The 17,589-nt window shown below is 37.2% G+C and carries 13 protein-coding genes; 3 read left to right on the forward strand and 10 right to left on the reverse strand.

The features are described 5' to 3' along the window. Nucleotides 1–230 precede the first annotated feature (230 nt). Entirely contained in the window at nt 231–1,367 is a 1,137-nt protein-coding gene (locus E0Y80_RS05430; RefSeq protein WP_156306433.1) for an acyl-CoA dehydrogenase, read from the forward strand. Between the two features lie 82 nt (nt 1,368–1,449). Here the strand turns inward: E0Y80_RS05430 and E0Y80_RS05435 are convergent, their stop codons facing one another. The 10 genes from E0Y80_RS05435 to E0Y80_RS05480 all read right to left on the reverse strand — a co-directional run bounded on the left by E0Y80_RS05435 (nt 1,450) and on the right by E0Y80_RS05480 (nt 13,435). Next, entirely contained in the window at nt 1,450–2,895 is a 1,446-nt protein-coding gene (locus E0Y80_RS05435) for a RagB/SusD family nutrient uptake outer membrane protein (RefSeq protein ID WP_156306435.1), read from the reverse strand. Nucleotides 2,896–2,908: 13 nt separating this feature from the next. Then, complete coding sequence (locus E0Y80_RS05440) at nt 2,909–6,031, reverse strand: SusC/RagA family TonB-linked outer membrane protein (RefSeq protein WP_156306437.1); 3,123 nt, start codon at nt 6,029–6,031, stop codon at nt 2,909–2,911. 351 nt (nt 6,032–6,382) lie between these two features. Continuing rightward, nucleotides 6,383–6,766, reverse strand: coding sequence for a hypothetical protein (locus E0Y80_RS05445; RefSeq protein ID WP_156306439.1), 384 nt, complete (start codon nt 6,764–6,766; stop codon nt 6,383–6,385). Between the two features lie 2 nt (nt 6,767–6,768). Next, entirely contained in the window at nt 6,769–8,019 is a 1,251-nt protein-coding gene (locus E0Y80_RS05450) for a glutamate-5-semialdehyde dehydrogenase (protein ID WP_156306441.1), read from the reverse strand. A 10-nt stretch (nt 8,020–8,029) separates the two neighbouring features. Continuing rightward, the gene (gene proB, locus E0Y80_RS05455) at nt 8,030–9,061 is read right to left on the reverse strand and encodes a glutamate 5-kinase (RefSeq protein ID WP_156306444.1); all 1,032 of its coding nucleotides are present in this window, start codon (nt 9,059–9,061) and stop codon (nt 8,030–8,032) included. 381 nt (nt 9,062–9,442) lie between these two features. Then, complete coding sequence (locus tag E0Y80_RS05460; protein ID WP_156306446.1) at nt 9,443–10,207, reverse strand: exodeoxyribonuclease III; 765 nt, start codon at nt 10,205–10,207, stop codon at nt 9,443–9,445. Between the two features lies 1 nt (nt 10,208). Then, on the reverse strand, nt 10,209–10,970 hold the full coding sequence (locus tag E0Y80_RS05465) for a peptidylprolyl isomerase (protein ID WP_156306448.1): 762 nt from the start codon (nt 10,968–10,970) through the stop codon (nt 10,209–10,211). A gap of 3 nt (nt 10,971–10,973) precedes the next feature. Continuing rightward, a complete protein-coding gene (locus E0Y80_RS05470; protein WP_156306450.1) occupies nt 10,974–11,321 on the reverse strand; it encodes a hypothetical protein in 348 nt (115 codons plus the stop codon). Between the two features lie 6 nt (nt 11,322–11,327). Further along, a complete protein-coding gene (locus tag E0Y80_RS05475) occupies nt 11,328–11,768 on the reverse strand; it encodes a low molecular weight protein-tyrosine-phosphatase (RefSeq protein ID WP_156306452.1) in 441 nt (146 codons plus the stop codon). Nucleotides 11,769–11,890: 122 nt separating this feature from the next. Beyond that, on the reverse strand, nt 11,891–13,435 hold the full coding sequence (locus E0Y80_RS05480) for a Do family serine endopeptidase (RefSeq protein ID WP_156306454.1): 1,545 nt from the start codon (nt 13,433–13,435) through the stop codon (nt 11,891–11,893). Nucleotides 13,436–13,627: 192 nt separating this feature from the next. Here E0Y80_RS05480 and dapF point away from each other — a divergent pair, with 192 nt between their 5' ends. After that, nucleotides 13,628–14,416 carry a diaminopimelate epimerase gene (dapF, locus tag E0Y80_RS05485; RefSeq protein ID WP_156306456.1) on the forward strand — a complete coding sequence of 263 codons (789 nt, stop codon included), beginning with the start codon at nt 13,628–13,630 and terminating at the stop codon, nt 14,414–14,416. A gap of 77 nt (nt 14,417–14,493) precedes the next feature. Continuing rightward, nucleotides 14,494–17,376 (forward strand): DEAD/DEAH box helicase, encoded by a 2,883-nt coding sequence (locus tag E0Y80_RS05490; protein WP_156306458.1) that lies wholly within the window; start codon nt 14,494–14,496, stop codon nt 17,374–17,376. The last annotated feature ends 213 nt before the right edge of the window (nt 17,377–17,589 follow it).

The following is a 17,589-nucleotide window of genomic DNA, read 5'->3' on the forward strand; positions in this document are numbered from 1 at the left end:
TTACTCTACCAATATAGTAGATTTTAACGGGATTTACAAAAGCAACGAATAAAAAGATAAATTCTTACAATGCTTTTACTGTTCTCCAAAGCGTAACTATATAACATTCAAGGAAGAAGAATGGTTTCTAGAATTTTAAAAAACATCTATTTAAATAAATTTATTTATTTTTTATTATGCATGCATAATATTAATTATCTATATTTGGTAAAACCATATAAACGAAAGCGATGAATTTCGAACTATCAGAAGAGCATAAAATGATTCGGGATGCTGCGCGGGAATTTGCACAGGAATTGAAACCTGGCGTAATTGAGCGCGATGAAGCTGCAAAATTTCCGACAGAGTTTGTAAAGAAAATGGGCGAATTGGGCTTCATGGGAATCATGACTCCCGAGAAATATGGTGGAGCAGGGATGGACACGCTGGCTTATGTGCTGGCATTGGAAGAAATTGCGAAGATTGACGCATCGGCAGCTGTAATTATGTCTGCACACAATTCATTGGTATTATATGGCCTGAACGAATTCGGATCTGAAGAGCAGAAAGAGAAATTCTTAATACCATTAGCTTCAGGAGAGAAATTAGGCGCATTTGCCCTTTCCGAGCCCGAGGCAGGTTCTGATGCTTCATCTCAACATACCACAGCGGAAGATAAAGGGGAATACTACCTTTTGAATGGCACCAAAAACTGGATTACAAATGGAGGTAATGCGGATATCTATATCGTTATTGCTCAAACTGATCCTGCAAAAGGCCATCGTGGAATCAACGCGTTAATAGTTGAAAAGGGTACTCCAGGCTTTAGTATTGGTCCTAAGGAGAACAAATTAGGAATACGAAGTTCAGATACGCATTCATTAATGTTTTCTGATGTTAAGGTTTCGAAAGAAAATAGAATTGGAGAAGATGGTTTTGGGTTCAAGTTCGCGATGAAGACATTGGATGGAGGCCGGATAGGGATTGCGGCACAGGCATTAGGGATTGCAGCGGGGGCCTATGATCTTGCATTAGCTTATTCTAAGGAGCGTAAGACTTTTGGAAAGCCTATTTCGAACCACCAGGCCATTCAATTTAAATTAGCAGACATGGAGGTTGATATTGAAGCTGCAAGGTTATTGACGTATAAAGCTGCCTGGACAAAGGACCAAGGGCTTCCTTATGGAAAAGAAGCGGCAATGGCCAAACTAAATGCATCAGAAGTTGCGATGAAGCATACCGTTGAGGCGGTCCAGATTCATGGAGGCTATGGATACGTGAAGGAATACCATGTTGAGCGTTTGATGCGTGACGCAAAAATCACCCAGATTTATGAAGGCACATCAGAAATTCAAAGGTTGGTGATTGCCAGAGAAATTTTAAAATAGCAAGGTTTAATTAATAATAGTAGTGACTAAGACAAAGAAAGCCGGGCAGTGCCCGGCTTCTTTATTTTTATGGAAGGATATATTAGTTATAGCCTTCGTTTTGTTGAATCAATGGATTCGCTAATTTCTCAGCATTTGGAATAGGTAATAAGAACCTAAAGTCATTAGCTGGAAGAGTAGCTGCAGTAGGTGTAGGAGCATCAGTTGCTAACCTTTGTACAGGCAAACCTCTTCTTTTTAAATCCCAGAAACGGTGACCTTCAAGAGATAACTCCTTAAATCTTTCTTGTAGGATTTGTGTAATCGCTTGATCTTTCGACGCTAAAGTAACATTGGTATACCCTGTGATACGAGCTGCACGTAAAGCATTTAAGTCAGATTCTGCACTGTTTGCTCCTGAAATTGCATTGTCTTCAGCACGAGCTTCAGCACGGATCAAATACATCTCTGCAGTTCTGAAGACCTTGATATCATTTACGTTTTCGTCTGTGGTTCCATAACCTGTACCATGATATTTGTTTACAATTTTTGAAGGTTTACCAGCCACAGGTTGTAAAAGAGGCTCATCTATGTAATAGCTTGCAAAACGAACATCATTTGTTTGATCATAAGCATTCCATAATTTATCAGAAGGCATCCAAGTAATTAAAGGAGCCTGCAAAACACCGGCAGCATTCTTAGTAAAAACACCTCTAAAGAAAGATCCAAATCTTCCAGTAGCAGCAGTTCTTTTTAATTTAAATGCCTGTTCGGCAGAATTGGCGTCCGTCCAAATTCCTGGGAATTCTTCTTTTGTAGCCAATGGAAATGCATTAATATATTCGGTAGAATAAGTAATCGCATCTTTCCAATTTTTCATGTAAAGTGCTACCCTTGCATGTAAAGCAACTACAGCAAGTTTATTGGCTCTGAATTTATCCGTTGAATTAGTCAACAATGTTTTAGCTTCAGCAATATCAGCCAACATCTTTTGGAAATAGGTGTCCATTTTCTCTCTTTCTTTAGCTTCAAGAGAAGGTTCGGTCATATAAATCATACCAAGACCTGCAGGATCATAGTTCTTACAGTAATACCTGAACAATTCAAAGTGTGAAAATGCTCTTAGGAACAAAGCTTCACCGCGAACCTGCTTTCTTAAATCTTCATCTGCAGGAGTTGAAGCTGTAGCATCAGGCAATGCTTTGAAGATACGGTTTGTTCTATCGATTACTCTGTAATATTGGTCAATAGCCATATAGCTATCACGAATTCCAATATCATCTGGTGAATATCTCCACTCGTGGAGCGTATTGGCTAAATAGGAGTCTCCTGATTTTACTTCATCCGAGAAAATAGCATTCATCTGGATACCCATTTCCGTTCCGAAAGCGGCATATGCCCCAATTAATAAAGACTCGTTATTTTTAACGGTTTTTAAAGCGACATCCCCTCCAAGGAAATCAGTTTCTTTAATGTCCAATAAATTGGAACAAGAAGAAAATGATACGACAGAGGCAAGTGCTAATATTTTGAAAAAATTAAGTTTCATGATCTAAGTAATATTAAAATTTGAAATCAATACCGAATACAAACATTTTAGGATTTGGATATTCCACCAAACTAATGTTGTTATCATCTTCAGGATCTGTACCAGACCAAGGACTCCAAACAGCTAAGTTGTAACCATTGAAGTAAACACTTGCATTCTTAAGAATTGTTTTGCCACCGTAATTGATTGTTGGAATTTGGTAAGCAACAACAAGGTTTCTTAATCTTAAGAATTTAGCATTCTGCAAGTCAGCATTTGTAAAGTTCTTAGCGTATAATGGAGATGGGTAGAATTTCTCATCGCCTGGTTTTTCCCATTGATTATCTAATAATTCTCTAGATTGGTTAACCGCACCGATATAACCACGAGTACCATCTGTAATCCAGTTACGTACGTTGTTACTACGAACTACATCAAATTGGTAAGAGAACAATCCGCTAACAGTGAATCTTTTGTATCTGAAATCGATTGTAGCACCACCGAAATGTTTTGGTTTAAAAGTACCAAATGTTGCAAAACGGCCAGCATCAGCTGTAGAGTTCACAATTGTTTCCCCATCTTGAGCATAATATTTTGGCATACCAGTTTCAGGGTCAGCACCTAAATAATTGTAAGTATAGTGTGTACCGTAAGGTAAACCTTCTTTAATCAAGAAAGTTCCTGTTTCATATTCTGATACTAATCCTAAATCATCGATGTTATTGATGTTTATAGAGTGATTTAAACCTAATGTTAATAACATATCGTTGTTTTTGATCACGTCTACATTCACCATACCTTCGATACCTTTGTTTGACATCTGACCAGCATTGATAGCCATATTGTCAAAACCAGTTGTATTACTTAAAGGCTGGCTAACAAATAAATCCTTCGTTACGTTTTTATAAACATCGAATGTAAATCTTGCTCTGTTTTTCCAAACTGCGAAATCAATACCAATGTTAGCTTTTGACACAGTTTCAATGGCAAGATTAGCATTTCCTGGAGTTGAAGGCGAAATACCTGCAATAGTCGAACCTGCATATGAAGAAGTTCCGAATGCCGGGATTTGAGAAGAAAGATAGTTAGGCACATTGAATCCATAAACGCCATAAGAATTCACAGAAATACTACCAATGTTAGGGTTAGAACCGTATGAAGCTCTTAATCTTAATTCATCGAAGATAGTTTGATCTTCCATGAAAGCTTCTTTCATTGCATTCCAAGAAGCACCCACTGACCAAGTTGTAATCTCACGGTTTTTCAAGTTAACAATACGAGAAGTACCGTCCGTACGGAGATTTGCATTTAACACATATCTTTCATCATATTCATAATTAACAGTACCGAAATAAGAACGGATACCGTAACCAGATCTAGCACTTGAAGCATTCTGAGCCATTGTAGGCGCACCATTTGTAGGAAGCGGACTAGCTCCTTGACCTGTCCATGGCAATGAAGGATTTAAATTATATAAAATAAATCCCATCCCTTTATTATAAACACGGATACCTTCGAAGAAAGCACCTACATTTAATTTATGAATATCATTGAAGGTCTTATCATAGTTCAAGGAAGTTGTATTAATTAATTGAGCATTAATTAAAGATGCTTCTCTAACAAAACCACTTTGAAATGTTTGAACGGAACCACGGTAAGAATCTGGGTTGACATAATATTCATATAGGTTGTTATCTGCATCTAAACCTGTCACATTGCGTAATGTTAAATCGTCAGTGATCTTGAATGAAAGATTTAATCCTGTATTGATTTTCCAAGTCTTTTCACCCCAACGAGAATTTTCTGCAGTTTCCAACAAGTTTGCAAGAGTTTTCAAATTCAGGTTGGAGCCACCACCTCCTGAGTTCAAAGATCCATCTGGTAGATATGGATTATCATATGGTCTTGCACGATAAATCATTTGGAAAGGGTTCAACGTACTGTTTCCATAAGAATCACCAATTGCTTTATTTGCTATTGCATAAGCAAGGTTAGAGTTCCAAGTCGCATTGAACCTACCTTTATTGTATCCAAGGTTAAAACGTCCAGTATAACGATTATAATCAGAAGTTTTGTCAATACCTTGTTGATCATAGTAGCCTAAGCTTGTAAAGTAGGTAACACTCTCACTACCACCTCTTAAGTTCAATTCATAGTTTTGAGAAATACCATTACGGAACAAAATATCTTTGATATTGGTATTGATATTTCTTACGCTATCTAATTTTCTATCATATTCAGCCAATTTATCAGCAGACAATCCTGCATTTGCAGGGTTTTTGCGGCTGTAATACCATCCTGGAACATTTGAAAAGTTAGCATTCGGACTCTTCGTAATTAAACCAACTCTTTCTTCATAAGCTAATAACTCAGAAGTGCTCATTAGGTTCAGGCGATCAAAGTTTGGAGGGGTCGTGATACCTAATTGAGAACGCACAGTAATTTCTGATGTTCCTATTTTACCTTGCTTGGTAGTAATAACGATTACACCGACACCACCTCTAGCACCATATAAAGCTGCAGCAGATGCATCTTTTAAGATGGTGATATTTTCGATGTCGTTCGCGTTGATAGTTTGTACCGTTTCACTTGTTGTTGGAATACCATCTACGATATAAAGCGGTTGAGCAAATGCCCCTTGAATAGATTGCGTACCACGGATCTGAACGTTGGCGGCAGCACCAGGCTGACCACTACCTGAATTTGCTAACATTCCCGGTACACGACCTTGGAAGTTCTGTGTCATATTCGCAACGGGCTTATTTTCAACCTCTTTATTGCTCATAACAGTTGCGGAACCAACGAATTCAGTTTTTTTCAAATTTCCGTACCCCGTAACAACCACTTCATCAAGTGCCGCTTCATCAGAAACTAAAGCAACATTAATCACGGTATTACCGTCAATTTTCACGGTTTGACTTACATAGCCAACATTTGAAAATCTTAAGGAAGCATTTTGGGGAGCATTGATGGAATAATTTCCACTTCCATCAGTTTGTGTGGAGATCGATGCCCCTACAACTGAAACGGTTGCACCACTTAGTGGATTTCCGCCTTCTTGTGCAGATACATTACCTCTCACTAATCTATTTTGCGCATTTACCAATCCAACAGATAAAGTAAACAGCAAAATCAAGCTGAGTAATTTTTCTTTCATAATCAATTGTTTGTGTTTGTTAAATAATTGTTTCGTTATCAGGACAAGTGGCTAGCTTATCCATATATAATCATCATAATTGTCGCAATTATATAACAAAAATTTAACACTAAATACACATTATTAATTTTTTTTAACTTTTTTAATGTAGATAGGTCAATTTTTATACAAACAATAGGAAGTATAAGAAAATGTTTAAACTCTTAAGGATTAATATTGTAACAAAGTTTAGAAAATGAAAGAAACTTTATGTTTTTTTTGACATATAAATAGATATATAATCATTTTTTCAATTAATTTTGACATACATTGACATTAAAACAAAAAAACCTCTTAAAAAAGAGGTTTTTGTTATAATTTCTTATCAATCTTTGACAGAAATTCAAAATCTTCAAATGAGAAGGCTCCGGTTTTTTTCATATTCCATTCCAATAAGAATTTAGCTTTGGACAGGAGCTGCTTATCCTCGCTCATCAATCCGTCATACAGCAGTAACTGCGCCAATGGCCTCACCTGTTCTATCTGCAATTCTTTTGCAAACCCTTCAAGCTCAACCTCATCCGCTTCTTTAAAAAATGACCTTTCTTTTTGAAAGAAATCTTTATAGCCTTTTTCACAGTCAAATACCTCCTGCTCTTTATCAAAAGCATCATAGCGTTCGACCAATAGTCTAAGATACTTTCCCATTTCATTTATCCAATTGAGGATCGTATCTTTTTCAAACCTAATTCCCATAGTTATCTAATTTGTCCTTCACCGGTAACAAACCATTTTTCAGTCACTAATTTTTCAAGTGCAAATGGCCCTCTGGCATGAAGTTTCTGTGTTGATATTCCAATTTCCGCGCCAAGACCAAATTCACCTCCGTCCGTAAACCTTGTCGAAGCATTTGAATAGACCGCAGCCGCATCAACAGACTCCATAAAGTTCTTAATATTTTCAGAATCCTTGGAAATGATGCACTCCGAATGCTTGGAAGAATGATGAGCAATATGATCCAATGCCTCCTCTATTCCATTGACAACCTTCATTGAACAAATAAAATCCAAAAACTCTCTTCCAAAGTCCTCCTCATTTGCCTTTTCCAATAAAGGATACTTTATTTCATTCCATTTTATAAAACTTTTAGCATCTGCAAGTACCTCCACATCGGCTTCCGAAAAATAGGGCGCCAGTTTTTCCACAAAAGGTCCCAGCACTTCTTCGTCAATTAATATACTGTCCAATGCATTACATACGGATGGCCTTGAAATCTTCGCATTAGCCACAACTTTTGCCGCAAGATCGATATCTGCAGTTTTATCCACATAAGTATGACAGACCCCCGCCCCCGTTTCAATAACTGGAACTTTCGCATTTTCCCTAACAAAATCAATTAATCCTTGGGAACCTCGTGGAATAATAATATCCACATACTTTACAGCATGAAGGAGTTCCGTCACCAACTCTCTTTCCGTCGGCAACAATTGAACAATATTAGGATCAGCCCCATTTTCCGTTAATGCATCACGAATTATTTGCACTAAGATGGAATTACTATACCAAGCATCCGATCCTCCCCTTAATAGACAAACATTTCCGGACTGAATACATAAAACAGCTACGTCAATAGTAACATTCGGTCTGGATTCATAAATCACAGCTACCACCCCTAACGCAACGGACTTTTTCTCAATTAACAATCCGTTTGGCAAGGATTTACTACTCAATAATTTTCCAGTTGGTTCTTCTAATTCAGAGACAGATTGAATACTTGCTGCCAAATCTTTTATTCTTAATTCGGTCAGTTTCAAACGGTCGTATTTAGAGTCACCTGGATCCATTCTATCCAAATCCCTTTTGTTTTCCATTATAATCAATTCGGTTTGCTGCAATAATTTTTCAGCAATTGAGTTTAATATTTGGGATTTTTGAGAAATATCGAGCTTAGATATCGACCGTTTTGCTTTTCTACTATTTACCAGTTGAGTTAGTATCGTCTTTTCCATGTATTTTCATTTATAATAGCACAATATCATCGGCATGAGCAATTTCGATATTTTTCTTTTCGGATTTGGACTTCAGCGAAACCGAATCAATCTTTGACTTCGCAACAGCATGGATGATGTTGTCTTCATCAGCGATTTGAAAGACTTCACCAATTTCAAAATCTTGTACAATTTTGTTTACACCAACAGCCAATAAACTTTTTCTTTTATTCAAAGCTGCTATGGCCCCTTTATCCACCTGCACCAAACCAGTGATTAAACTTCCGCTCGCCAACCATTTATTTCTTGAAGAAACCTTTTTCACCTGTGCATGACACACCGTTCCTGTTTCACCCTTCACCGCCTTTAAAATACCGTCAGCTGTCTTCATGGAGAAAATAACAGCTTTAATTCCCATTTGACTAGCTAACCTAGCAAAGTTCAATTTTGAAATCATCCCGCCTAATCCAACGGATGATTTCTCATCCTTAGCCAATGCCAATGCATTTTTATCGATAACCTTTAATTCAGGAATAACATTCCCATTTTCATCTAAAACCCCAGGTACCGAGGTGCTAAATAATATTTGTTCGGCTCCAAAACCCACGGCAATTAATGTCGCCAATTCATCGTTGTCTGAAAATTTCAATTCTTTATTACTGACAACATCATTTTCATTCGCTATTGGAATAACATTATTTTTCCATAACGTTTCATAGGTACTTTTCAATTGAAGGAATTGACTGCGGTTCGAAAAATGATGCCTCTCGCAAAGACTTTGCGCCAATGCAATTTTAAAAGGTTTAAAATAGGTCCCGTAAGTTCTCACTAGTAATGGGTTCCCGATTGCGGCTGCAGCCTTCTTTTGGGCAAGCGTTCCAGTGTATTTGGGAATATATTTTTTACCTGCAGCAACTGCTCCTGATGATACAATAACGATATTATAGAGGGGCTGTAGCTGAGCAGACTGTCTCGCAATCTCTAGAACAATTCTTTCATCAATTTCTCCATCTGTAGTAATTGCTGCAGATCCAAATTTAATGACGAGTATAGGTTTTTTCATTTTAAGGAATAATCAAAATATTGATAAAATCATTGATGATTTAACAACAATACTTAAAGTTAGCTATAATATTGTAATTAAATGTGCGGTTTTGAAGGGGAATTATCCTATGGAAGTTCTGCTGGATAAAAACCTTTATTCTTGCTCCATGGGTCGAAGCACTCTTAATTGAATAAGGATAGTGGAAATCATTAGGGATATTGGTGTCAGAAATATTGACCATTTTATTTCCCCTAAAATGTAATCTGAATAAATTTGATAGACAGAAATGGCCAACAGAATGTAGCCAATAATCAGAAAAAACAATGCTATCTTTTTATTCATCTATTAAAGATATGAATAAAACCAAAAAAAGTAGACTAAATAAGTCTACTTTTTTTGCTATCCCAGGATTAATTCAACTGGACAATGATCAGAATGCATTGCCTGGGGAATTATTCTGGATGATTGTATGCTATCTTTTAGACCGTTTGAAACCATATTGTAATCAATACGCCAACCTAAATTCTTTCCTCTTGCTCCGGCACGGTAGGACCACCATGTATAGTTGTGAGGTTCTGGATTTAGATGTCTGAATGAATCTATATACCCGGAATTAATGAAACTTTCCATCCATTCACGTTCCGCTGGAAGAAAGCCTGAACTATTGGCATTCGATTTTGGATTATGAATGTCAATTGCTCTGTGGCAAATATTAAAGTCACCACATACAACAAGGTTAGGCTTTTCTTTCAACAAATCATTACTGTATAATTGAAAATCATCCAAGAATTTATATTTAAAATCTTGCCTAATATCTCCAGTCGTACCAGACGGAAAATAGACACTCATAACCGAAGCTTTATCAAAATCTGCACGGATCACTCTTCCTTCAAAATCGTAGTCTTCATGGCCACAACCATACTCAATATGGTTCGGTGTAATCCTTGTGAATATAGCCGTTCCACTGTACCCTTTTTTCTGAGCAGGATACCAATAATGTTCATACCCCATTTCTTCCAATAGAACAATTTCCGGCACCTGATCAGGATTAGCTTTAATCTCCTGTATGCAAATTACATCGGGACTTTCAGCCTTGAACCAATCCAGCCAACCTTTTTTTAGAGCCGCTCGTATCCCATTGACATTATAAGTGATAATTTTCATGTTATGGTAATTTATAGTTCTTAGATTTCAAGGAATCAAAAAGCTTCGTGAATATTCCTTTTTTAGGAGGTAAACCTTGCAATTTACGCTCAAAATCCAAAGCTTCTCTTCTATCCAGCAATTTCATTGCAAATCTTTCATCATTATATGGACGATCATTGTCATCCGTTTTTACTCCAGCGATATTATCTACAAGATCAATTCCTTCAACCAATTCTCCAAAAACAGTATAATCTCCATCCAAATGGGGAGCCCCACCAATGGTTGAATAGGTTTCTCTTTGCAATGGAGTCAGCTTTTTACCTTTCAATCTAAATCTTTCCAAAGAATCAAGGGCAGCTTCGCTAAAAACACGACCTTGAACTAAGTAGAATTGAGATGCTGAAGATTCTTTGGCAGGGTTATTATCCCTTGCTGCCCCTAAAGCTCCCTTTTTATGTATGATACCTTCTTGGATTTCTGCCGGCACCTTATAGTCCGGTCCACCATTTCCAAGCTTTTGCCTACTCGCAGCATATCTTGAATCAGGATCTCCTCCTTGGATCATAAAATTATGTATGACCCGATGGAACAACAAAGAATCAAAATAACGTTCATTAACTAGCTTAACAAAATTATCCCTATGCTTCCTCGTTTCATTGTAAAGCTTGATAACCCCATTGCCTTTATTGGTCTTTATTTCAACATAATAATTTTTCGGAGTCTGTGCGTACACAAAGCTCAAGCCCATTACAAAGGCAAATAACAATAAGTATCTTCTCATATATTAAATGAAATTTAATTCTTCAAAATAATCAATTATCAAGGACTTGATAATGAGTTCTTGTTCCATAAGTGTATAATTCGGAATAGGCTTTACAATTTTCCAATGCGGCCAACCCTGTTCGTCCAACCCCTCTAATTCATAAAACCCCAAACTGCTAAACAGCCTACAGGTTGCAATATGCATTAATTCTTCTTTTTCTCGTTTAGAAAACTCCTTTGGCCCTTTCCCTAATTCCTGTACTCCAATCAGAAAAAGCATGACTTTAATATCTGGAATATCCATATCAAAGTTGTCAGCAACTGCCTCTTGTAATACTTTCCACTTTTTATTTATCTCTGCGGCTTGCATATCGTTCTACTTTTCGGTCCACTCCTCAATCAATTGTTTACAGCGTGCTTCGATCAGGTCATAAACCGGCACAAACATATTGGAATCGTAATAAGGATCAGGGACTATATCATCGTTTAAAAATAAAGAAACTTTATTCTTTTCTTTCATATCTGATGCCATAGAAATAACATCTTTATAGTTTTGATGGTCCATCACTAAGATACGATCATACTCAGAAAAGAAGGAGCGGTGAAATAATTGAGCACGTTGATGAGAAATATCAATTCCTCTATCAAGGGCAACTTGAACAGATCTTTTATCAGGGGCATGTCCTACATGCCAATCCCCCGTTCCAGCAGAATCTATTTCCCAATCCAAACCTTTCGCAGAAACCATATGTTCCATGATGCCATGAGCCAATGGAGACCTACAGATATTCCCCAAACACACCATTAATATTTTCATGGTTTCAAATATAACATTTATACACGATAGACATCAGAAGAAAGACATTATCTCATGTCGGTTCAGGAAATAAAAAGAGAGGGGCCGAAAAATTTCCGACCCCTCTCTTTTTATTTTTTGAATTAATATTTCAATGGAACATTGAACTGTACTGTACTTCCTTTTTCAGGAACTCCGGTAATACGAACAATATCTCTACGCGTACTACCTAATGCTGATTCTACGTCATCAACACTGTTAACAGGTTTTCCATTAATTTCAGTAATAACTAATCCTCTTTCCACTCCGAAGTATTCAAAAACACCACCTCTGTGAACTTGAGAAACCACTACTCCTGAGTTAATTCCCAAATCTTTCTTACGAGCATCAGTTGCCGGCACGAAGCTAGCCCCTAATTTATTGAAGATTTCAGTCGCTGAAGCACTTGATTTTTCGTCAGCTTCTTTCGGTTTAGTTTCTTCGCCTTTCAAGGTTAATGAAACGTCTTTTTCTTTTCCTTCACGCTTATAAGTGATTTTCACCTTATCCCCAGGGCGTAATCTAGCCACATACTCTTGTAGATCCGGTGTTCCATAAATGGTTCTGCCTTCAACTTTTGTCAAGATATCACCTGGTTTAATTCCAGCAGCTTCTGCAGCTCCACCTTTTAACACATCACGAACATAAAGACCATTTACATCTTCAATTCCTTTTTCAGCTCGCAATGCATCATTGATCTCTGTGAAAGTTACACCAACGTATCCACGCTTAACACTACCAAACTCTTTAAAGTCATCAACAATTTTCTTTGCAAGGTTGATTGGAATAGCAAATCCATATCCTGCATAAGTTCCAGTTGGCGATGCAATCGCTGAGTTTATCCCAATCAGTTCACCACGTGCATTTACCAATGCCCCACCAGAGTTACCTCTATTGATTACCGCATCAGTTTGTAAGAATGACTCTACTGCATTACTGATCATCTGCTCTTGCTGGCCCATATTTCCATATCCACGACCTTGTGTAGGTTCGTCCAGAATACCAATTCTACGACCTTTTGCACTAATGATACCCGCTGTAACGGTAGACTGCAATCCTAGTGGGTATCCTACTGCTAACACCCACTCACCAATCTGAACATTATCCGAGTTGCCCAATTTTACAATTGGCAAATTGGTTGCATTCACTTTGATCAATGCCAAATCGAAATTAGGGTCTCTACCGATAACCTTTGCTTCATACTTACGTTTATCGGTTAAAACGACCTCGATTTTATCAGCTTCTTCTACAACGTGGTTGTTAGTAACGATATAACCATCAGGAGAGATAATCACTCCTGAACCTGATGCTGTTTGAGGACGTGCTTGACCACGTTGTTGTGGTACTCCAAAAAACTCCTCGAACATATCAAATGGTGAACCGCCACCTCCATCACCACGGGAGCTTCGGCTAGCCATCGTCACTTGAATGTGAACCACCCCAGGAGATACTGCCGCAGCAGCTTGGGTAAAGTCCGGATTACCTGTTGAAGATAAAATCTCCTCTCCAGGATTGTTTGCATAATATACTTTTTGACGTTCTTCAAACGTCATGTTGTCCATCTGTTTGTTTTCAAAGAGCTTAAACCCTCCCACTGCTATGGCTCCTCCAACGATGGCTGCTAATAATGTTGCTCCTATCTTTTTCATATATATAAATAATCTATCTATTTTTAATTCATATTTGCTAAGTCAAATGTAATACCATTCAAATGGCTCAAAAGAGTTTTGTCAGTTAAATAATGTTAACAAATGGTCGCATTGTCAATCATTTAACATGATTTAACAAAATCTCGATTTATTGTAACAAGAATATTAAATTTACAGCAGAAACTCAACAAAATGTCTAAAGAAATTCAATTCTATAAATATCAAGGTGCCGGCAATGACTTTATCTTAATTGATAACAGAAATGCTTCCTTTGATGCCAATAACCAGCATTTAATCCAGAATCTATGCGATAGAAGATTTGGAATTGGAGCTGATGGACTCATGCTCCTTCAAAATACAAATAATTATGATTTCCAAATGATTTACTTCAATGCAGATGGAAAAGAAGGCACTATGTGTGGCAATGGGGGCCGTTGTCTAGTCGCGTTTGCTAGAGATTTGGGAGTTATAGAAAATGAAACTGTCTTTTTGGCAGTAGATGGTAGGCATGATGCTACTATTCAGGAAAATACGGTCAATCTTGGCATGATTGACGTTTCAGAGTATCATATGGATGCTGATGCATATGTCTTAAATACAGGCTCTCCCCATTTCGTACAATTTGTTGAAGACCTAACTCATAAAAATGTTTATCAAGACGGCTATGCCATTCGAAATAATGATACTTACGGAGAAAAAGGAATTAACGTCAATTTCATTGAAAAAGAAGGGGAAGGATATTTCGTACGAACTTTCGAACGGGGAGTAGAAGATGAGACCTATGCCTGTGGCACAGGAGCGGTTGCTTCAGCAATGAGTGTAGCCCTTCAATCTGCTAAAGATGGAGACTTTCAAATTCCTATCCGGGTTATTGGAGGTCAATTAATGATTTCATTCCATAAAACCGGAAATCAATTCAGCAATGTTTACCTTTCTGGACCAGCAATCCAAGTATTTCAAGGAAAAATCAATATTTCATAATAATTTAACCTCCTTAATTTTGGAGAAAAAGACCTAATACACGTATATTAGTAGCTTTTTCTAGCAGAATCTATAGGATGCAGCAGGTCGAGACAATAACTTCATATCGTTTGGTTTATTCTTTAGGGAAACATCCCTACTTAGGATACCTTATTGAACCGCATATTGTACATCTTAATAATAATGGATCCTATTCTCTTTCCTATAAAAGAGTTTTTAGCAATACGGTAAATGAGTTTTCAGATGTTTTAGATGAAATAGACTACGAACTAATACGTCTTTGTGATGAAATAGAACAAACACAGCTCATAAAACGCTTTCATAAGAAAGCAGTAAGACCAGCTGATTATTTCGCCAAGATATTTGATCAAAAAATTTATGATCATATACGTCCGAAAATTGAATCCAGATTACTCAATATCCTCAACCATATCGGCGACAAACCATTGTTTTTGATGAGCAAGGATGGCTATCCTGCGGAACAAGAACTAAAAATCGCTGAACAACCTACCAGTATTTTATTCCATTTCCGAAGAAACGAATCCGAAACAAGATACTTCCCAACATTGAAATACGATGGCCACCGCATGGAATTTATGTTTAAAAATGCTGAGGTCATCATCAATCAACAAGCTTGGTTATTATTGGAAAATGTGCTGTATCACTTCGATGAGGAACTTGAAGGCAAAAAACTTACACCATTTCTGAATAAGCGATATATTTCAATTCCACGTAATACAGAAAAGAAATATTTCGAAACTTTTGTTACTTCATTGATTGAAAAGCATCATGTTTACGCGGAAGGTCTTGAAATCATTAACTATAGAGAACAGGCAATTCCCCAACTTAGAATAGTCTACAGTCCTGAGCAGGAAGCTCAATTGCAACTTTTCTTTCAATATGGGGAGTATTGTTTTCCTGCCGGAGCCCAGCACCCTGTCACCGTACGCTATGTCTATGACAAGGAGAAACAGGCGCATCAATTCTTTAGAATCCGGAGATCCCTTCAGTGGGAAGAAAATAAGGCAAAAACCTTAGAGGATTTTGGTTTAGAAAAAGCAGATGCATTATTTGGATCATATCATCCAAAGATTAACCTGAATGGCTACAGAACCTCTAGCGTAGAATGGATCAATGAACACATCTCAGAACTTACAGAATCCGGCTTTCATATTACCCAAACTCAGAATGATAAAAAATTCCTGATCGGAAAAACAAGCATTAGCATTGAAATAAGTGAGAAAAACGATTGGTTTGACATCAGTGCAATTGTTCGATTTGGGGAATATGAAATCCCATTTATAAATCTGAGACAGCATATTTTAAATCGAAACCAAGAGTTTGAACTACCAAATGGTGAAATTGCAATCATTCCCCAAGAATGGTTTTCTCAATATGAGCATTTATTTCAGTTTTCTTCCCAAAAAGAGGGAATACGCTTGAACAGAGCGCATATTGGATTACTGAATGACATCACTGAGCACAACCAAGTGAGCATGCAAAGAAAACTCAACAAGCTGGGTGAGTTTGACGAAATCACAGACATCAGTGTCCCAAAAGGCTTTAAAGGATCTTTAAGACCTTATCAAAAAGCCGGGTATAACTGGTTTCATTTCCTTCAAGAATATAGATTCGGCGGATTATTGGCCGATGATATGGGCCTTGGAAAAACAGTTCAAACCCTCGCATTACTTCAACATCAAAAAGAAAGCACAAAAGGGACTGATCAGCCAAAGACCTCTTTACTAATTGTTCCAACTTCCCTTATCTTCAATTGGCAGAAAGAAGCTGAGAAATTCACACCCAAACTTCGTGTATTGCTTCATACCGGAACATACAGAAGCAAAGACAACTTTGCATTCAGCCACTTTGACCTAGTAATAACGACCTATGGTGTTGCCAGGATTGACGAAGAACTGTTGTCGGGATTCTATTTCAACTACATTATACTTGATGAAAGCCAGAACATCAAAAACCCGAGATCGAAATCTTTTTCTGCAATCAAGCACATAAAAGGGAAGAATAAACTTGCATTGAGCGGAACCCCAGTTGAAAACTCTGTAGCAGACATTTGGTCACAGATGTCTTTTGTGAACCCGGGATTATTGGGCAACTACACCTATTTCCAAAAAGAATTTGTCCAGGCGATTGAAAAAAAGAAAGATGAAGAAAAAGCCCGCCGTTTACAAGCTATCATAAAACCCTTTGTCTTACGCAGAACAAAATCCCAAGTCGCAACTGAATTACCGCCCAAATCAGAACAAATCTTCTATTGCAGCATGACTGAGGAGCAGTCGGAATATTATGAAACAGTAAAATCTGAATATAGAAATGCTTTATTAGATGGGGCTTTTTCTGGAAAAGCTACTCAGATTGCGCTACTTCAGGGACTCACAAAACTAAGGCAACTTGCGAATCATCCCTCGATGATCGATAGTCAATATACAGATGGATCCGGAAAATTTGATGCTGCCATTGAAACCATGCATTCCATTTTAAAAGAAGGAAACAAAGTTTTAATCTTCTCTCAATTTGTAAGGCATCTTCAAATCTTTAAGGACTATTTTGAAAAAAATAAAATTAGCTATTCTTACCTTGATGGCGCAACAACGGATAGAGATTCTGCTGTACGAAATTTCAAAGAAAACGATCAGACCAAAGTATTCTTGATTTCAATAAAAGCAGGGGGTGTTGGATTGAACCTTACCGAAGCAGACTATGTATTCATTCTTGACCCTTGGTGGAATCCTGCCGTTGAACAACAAGCAATTGACCGTAGTCACCGTATCGGACAAACAAAAAATGTATTTATCTACAAATTCATTGCTAAAGACACCATTGAGGAAAAGATTTTAGCCTTGCAGGGAATGAAAAAATCTTTAGCAAACTCCTTAATTACTACAGAAGAAAGCTTTGTGAAATCCTTGAGCAAAGAGGATATAAATGAGCTATTTAATTGATCTTTTTACTTTCAAACGCTTACACTTTATTTTCTTAAAAATGTCTTTTTAACTTTACATTCTTTAAAAGAAATAAAAATAAGAATGGCAAAGATTGACTATCCAAAAATAATGCTTTATAGTTGTTTGCTTTGATTAATAAACTAATACTGAGATGGATACTTAAAAAACAACCTACTATACATTACTATTTCTTAACATTAAATTAACAAC

The sequence above is a fragment of the Sphingobacterium endophyticum genome, assembly GCF_009733535.1.
In the GTDB taxonomy this organism is placed as follows: Bacteria; Bacteroidota; Bacteroidia; order Sphingobacteriales; family Sphingobacteriaceae; genus Sphingobacterium; species Sphingobacterium endophyticum.

Bases quoted from the DNA above. Each gene is read 5' to 3' on its own strand.
- dapF (WP_156306456.1), top strand. From the start codon at position 13,628: ATGTCTAAAGAAATTCAATTCTATAAATATCAAGGTGCCGGCAATGAC.
- E0Y80_RS05460 (WP_156306446.1), bottom strand. From the start codon at position 10,207: ATGAAAATTATCACTTATAATGTCAATGGGATACGAGCGGCTCTAAAA.
- E0Y80_RS05470 (WP_156306450.1), bottom strand. From the start codon at position 11,321: ATGCAAGCCGCAGAGATAAATAAAAAGTGGAAAGTATTACAAGAGGCA.
- E0Y80_RS05490 (WP_156306458.1), top strand. From the start codon at position 14,494: ATGCAGCAGGTCGAGACAATAACTTCATATCGTTTGGTTTATTCTTTA.
- E0Y80_RS05465 (WP_156306448.1), bottom strand. From the start codon at position 10,970: ATGAGAAGATACTTATTGTTATTTGCCTTTGTAATGGGCTTGAGCTTT.
- E0Y80_RS05480 (WP_156306454.1), bottom strand. From the start codon at position 13,435: ATGAAAAAGATAGGAGCAACATTATTAGCAGCCATCGTTGGAGGAGCC.
- proB (WP_156306444.1), bottom strand. From the start codon at position 9,061: ATGAAAAAACCTATACTCGTCATTAAATTTGGATCTGCAGCAATTACT.
- E0Y80_RS05450 (WP_156306441.1), bottom strand. From the start codon at position 8,019: ATGGAAAAGACGATACTAACTCAACTGGTAAATAGTAGAAAAGCAAAA.
- E0Y80_RS05435 (WP_156306435.1), bottom strand. From the start codon at position 2,895: ATGAAACTTAATTTTTTCAAAATATTAGCACTTGCCTCTGTCGTATCA.
- E0Y80_RS05475 (WP_156306452.1), bottom strand. From the start codon at position 11,768: ATGAAAATATTAATGGTGTGTTTGGGGAATATCTGTAGGTCTCCATTG.
- E0Y80_RS05445 (WP_156306439.1), bottom strand. From the start codon at position 6,766: ATGGGAATTAGGTTTGAAAAAGATACGATCCTCAATTGGATAAATGAA.
- E0Y80_RS05440 (WP_156306437.1), bottom strand. From the start codon at position 6,031: ATGAAAGAAAAATTACTCAGCTTGATTTTGCTGTTTACTTTATCTGTT.
- E0Y80_RS05430 (WP_156306433.1), top strand. From the start codon at position 231: ATGAATTTCGAACTATCAGAAGAGCATAAAATGATTCGGGATGCTGCG.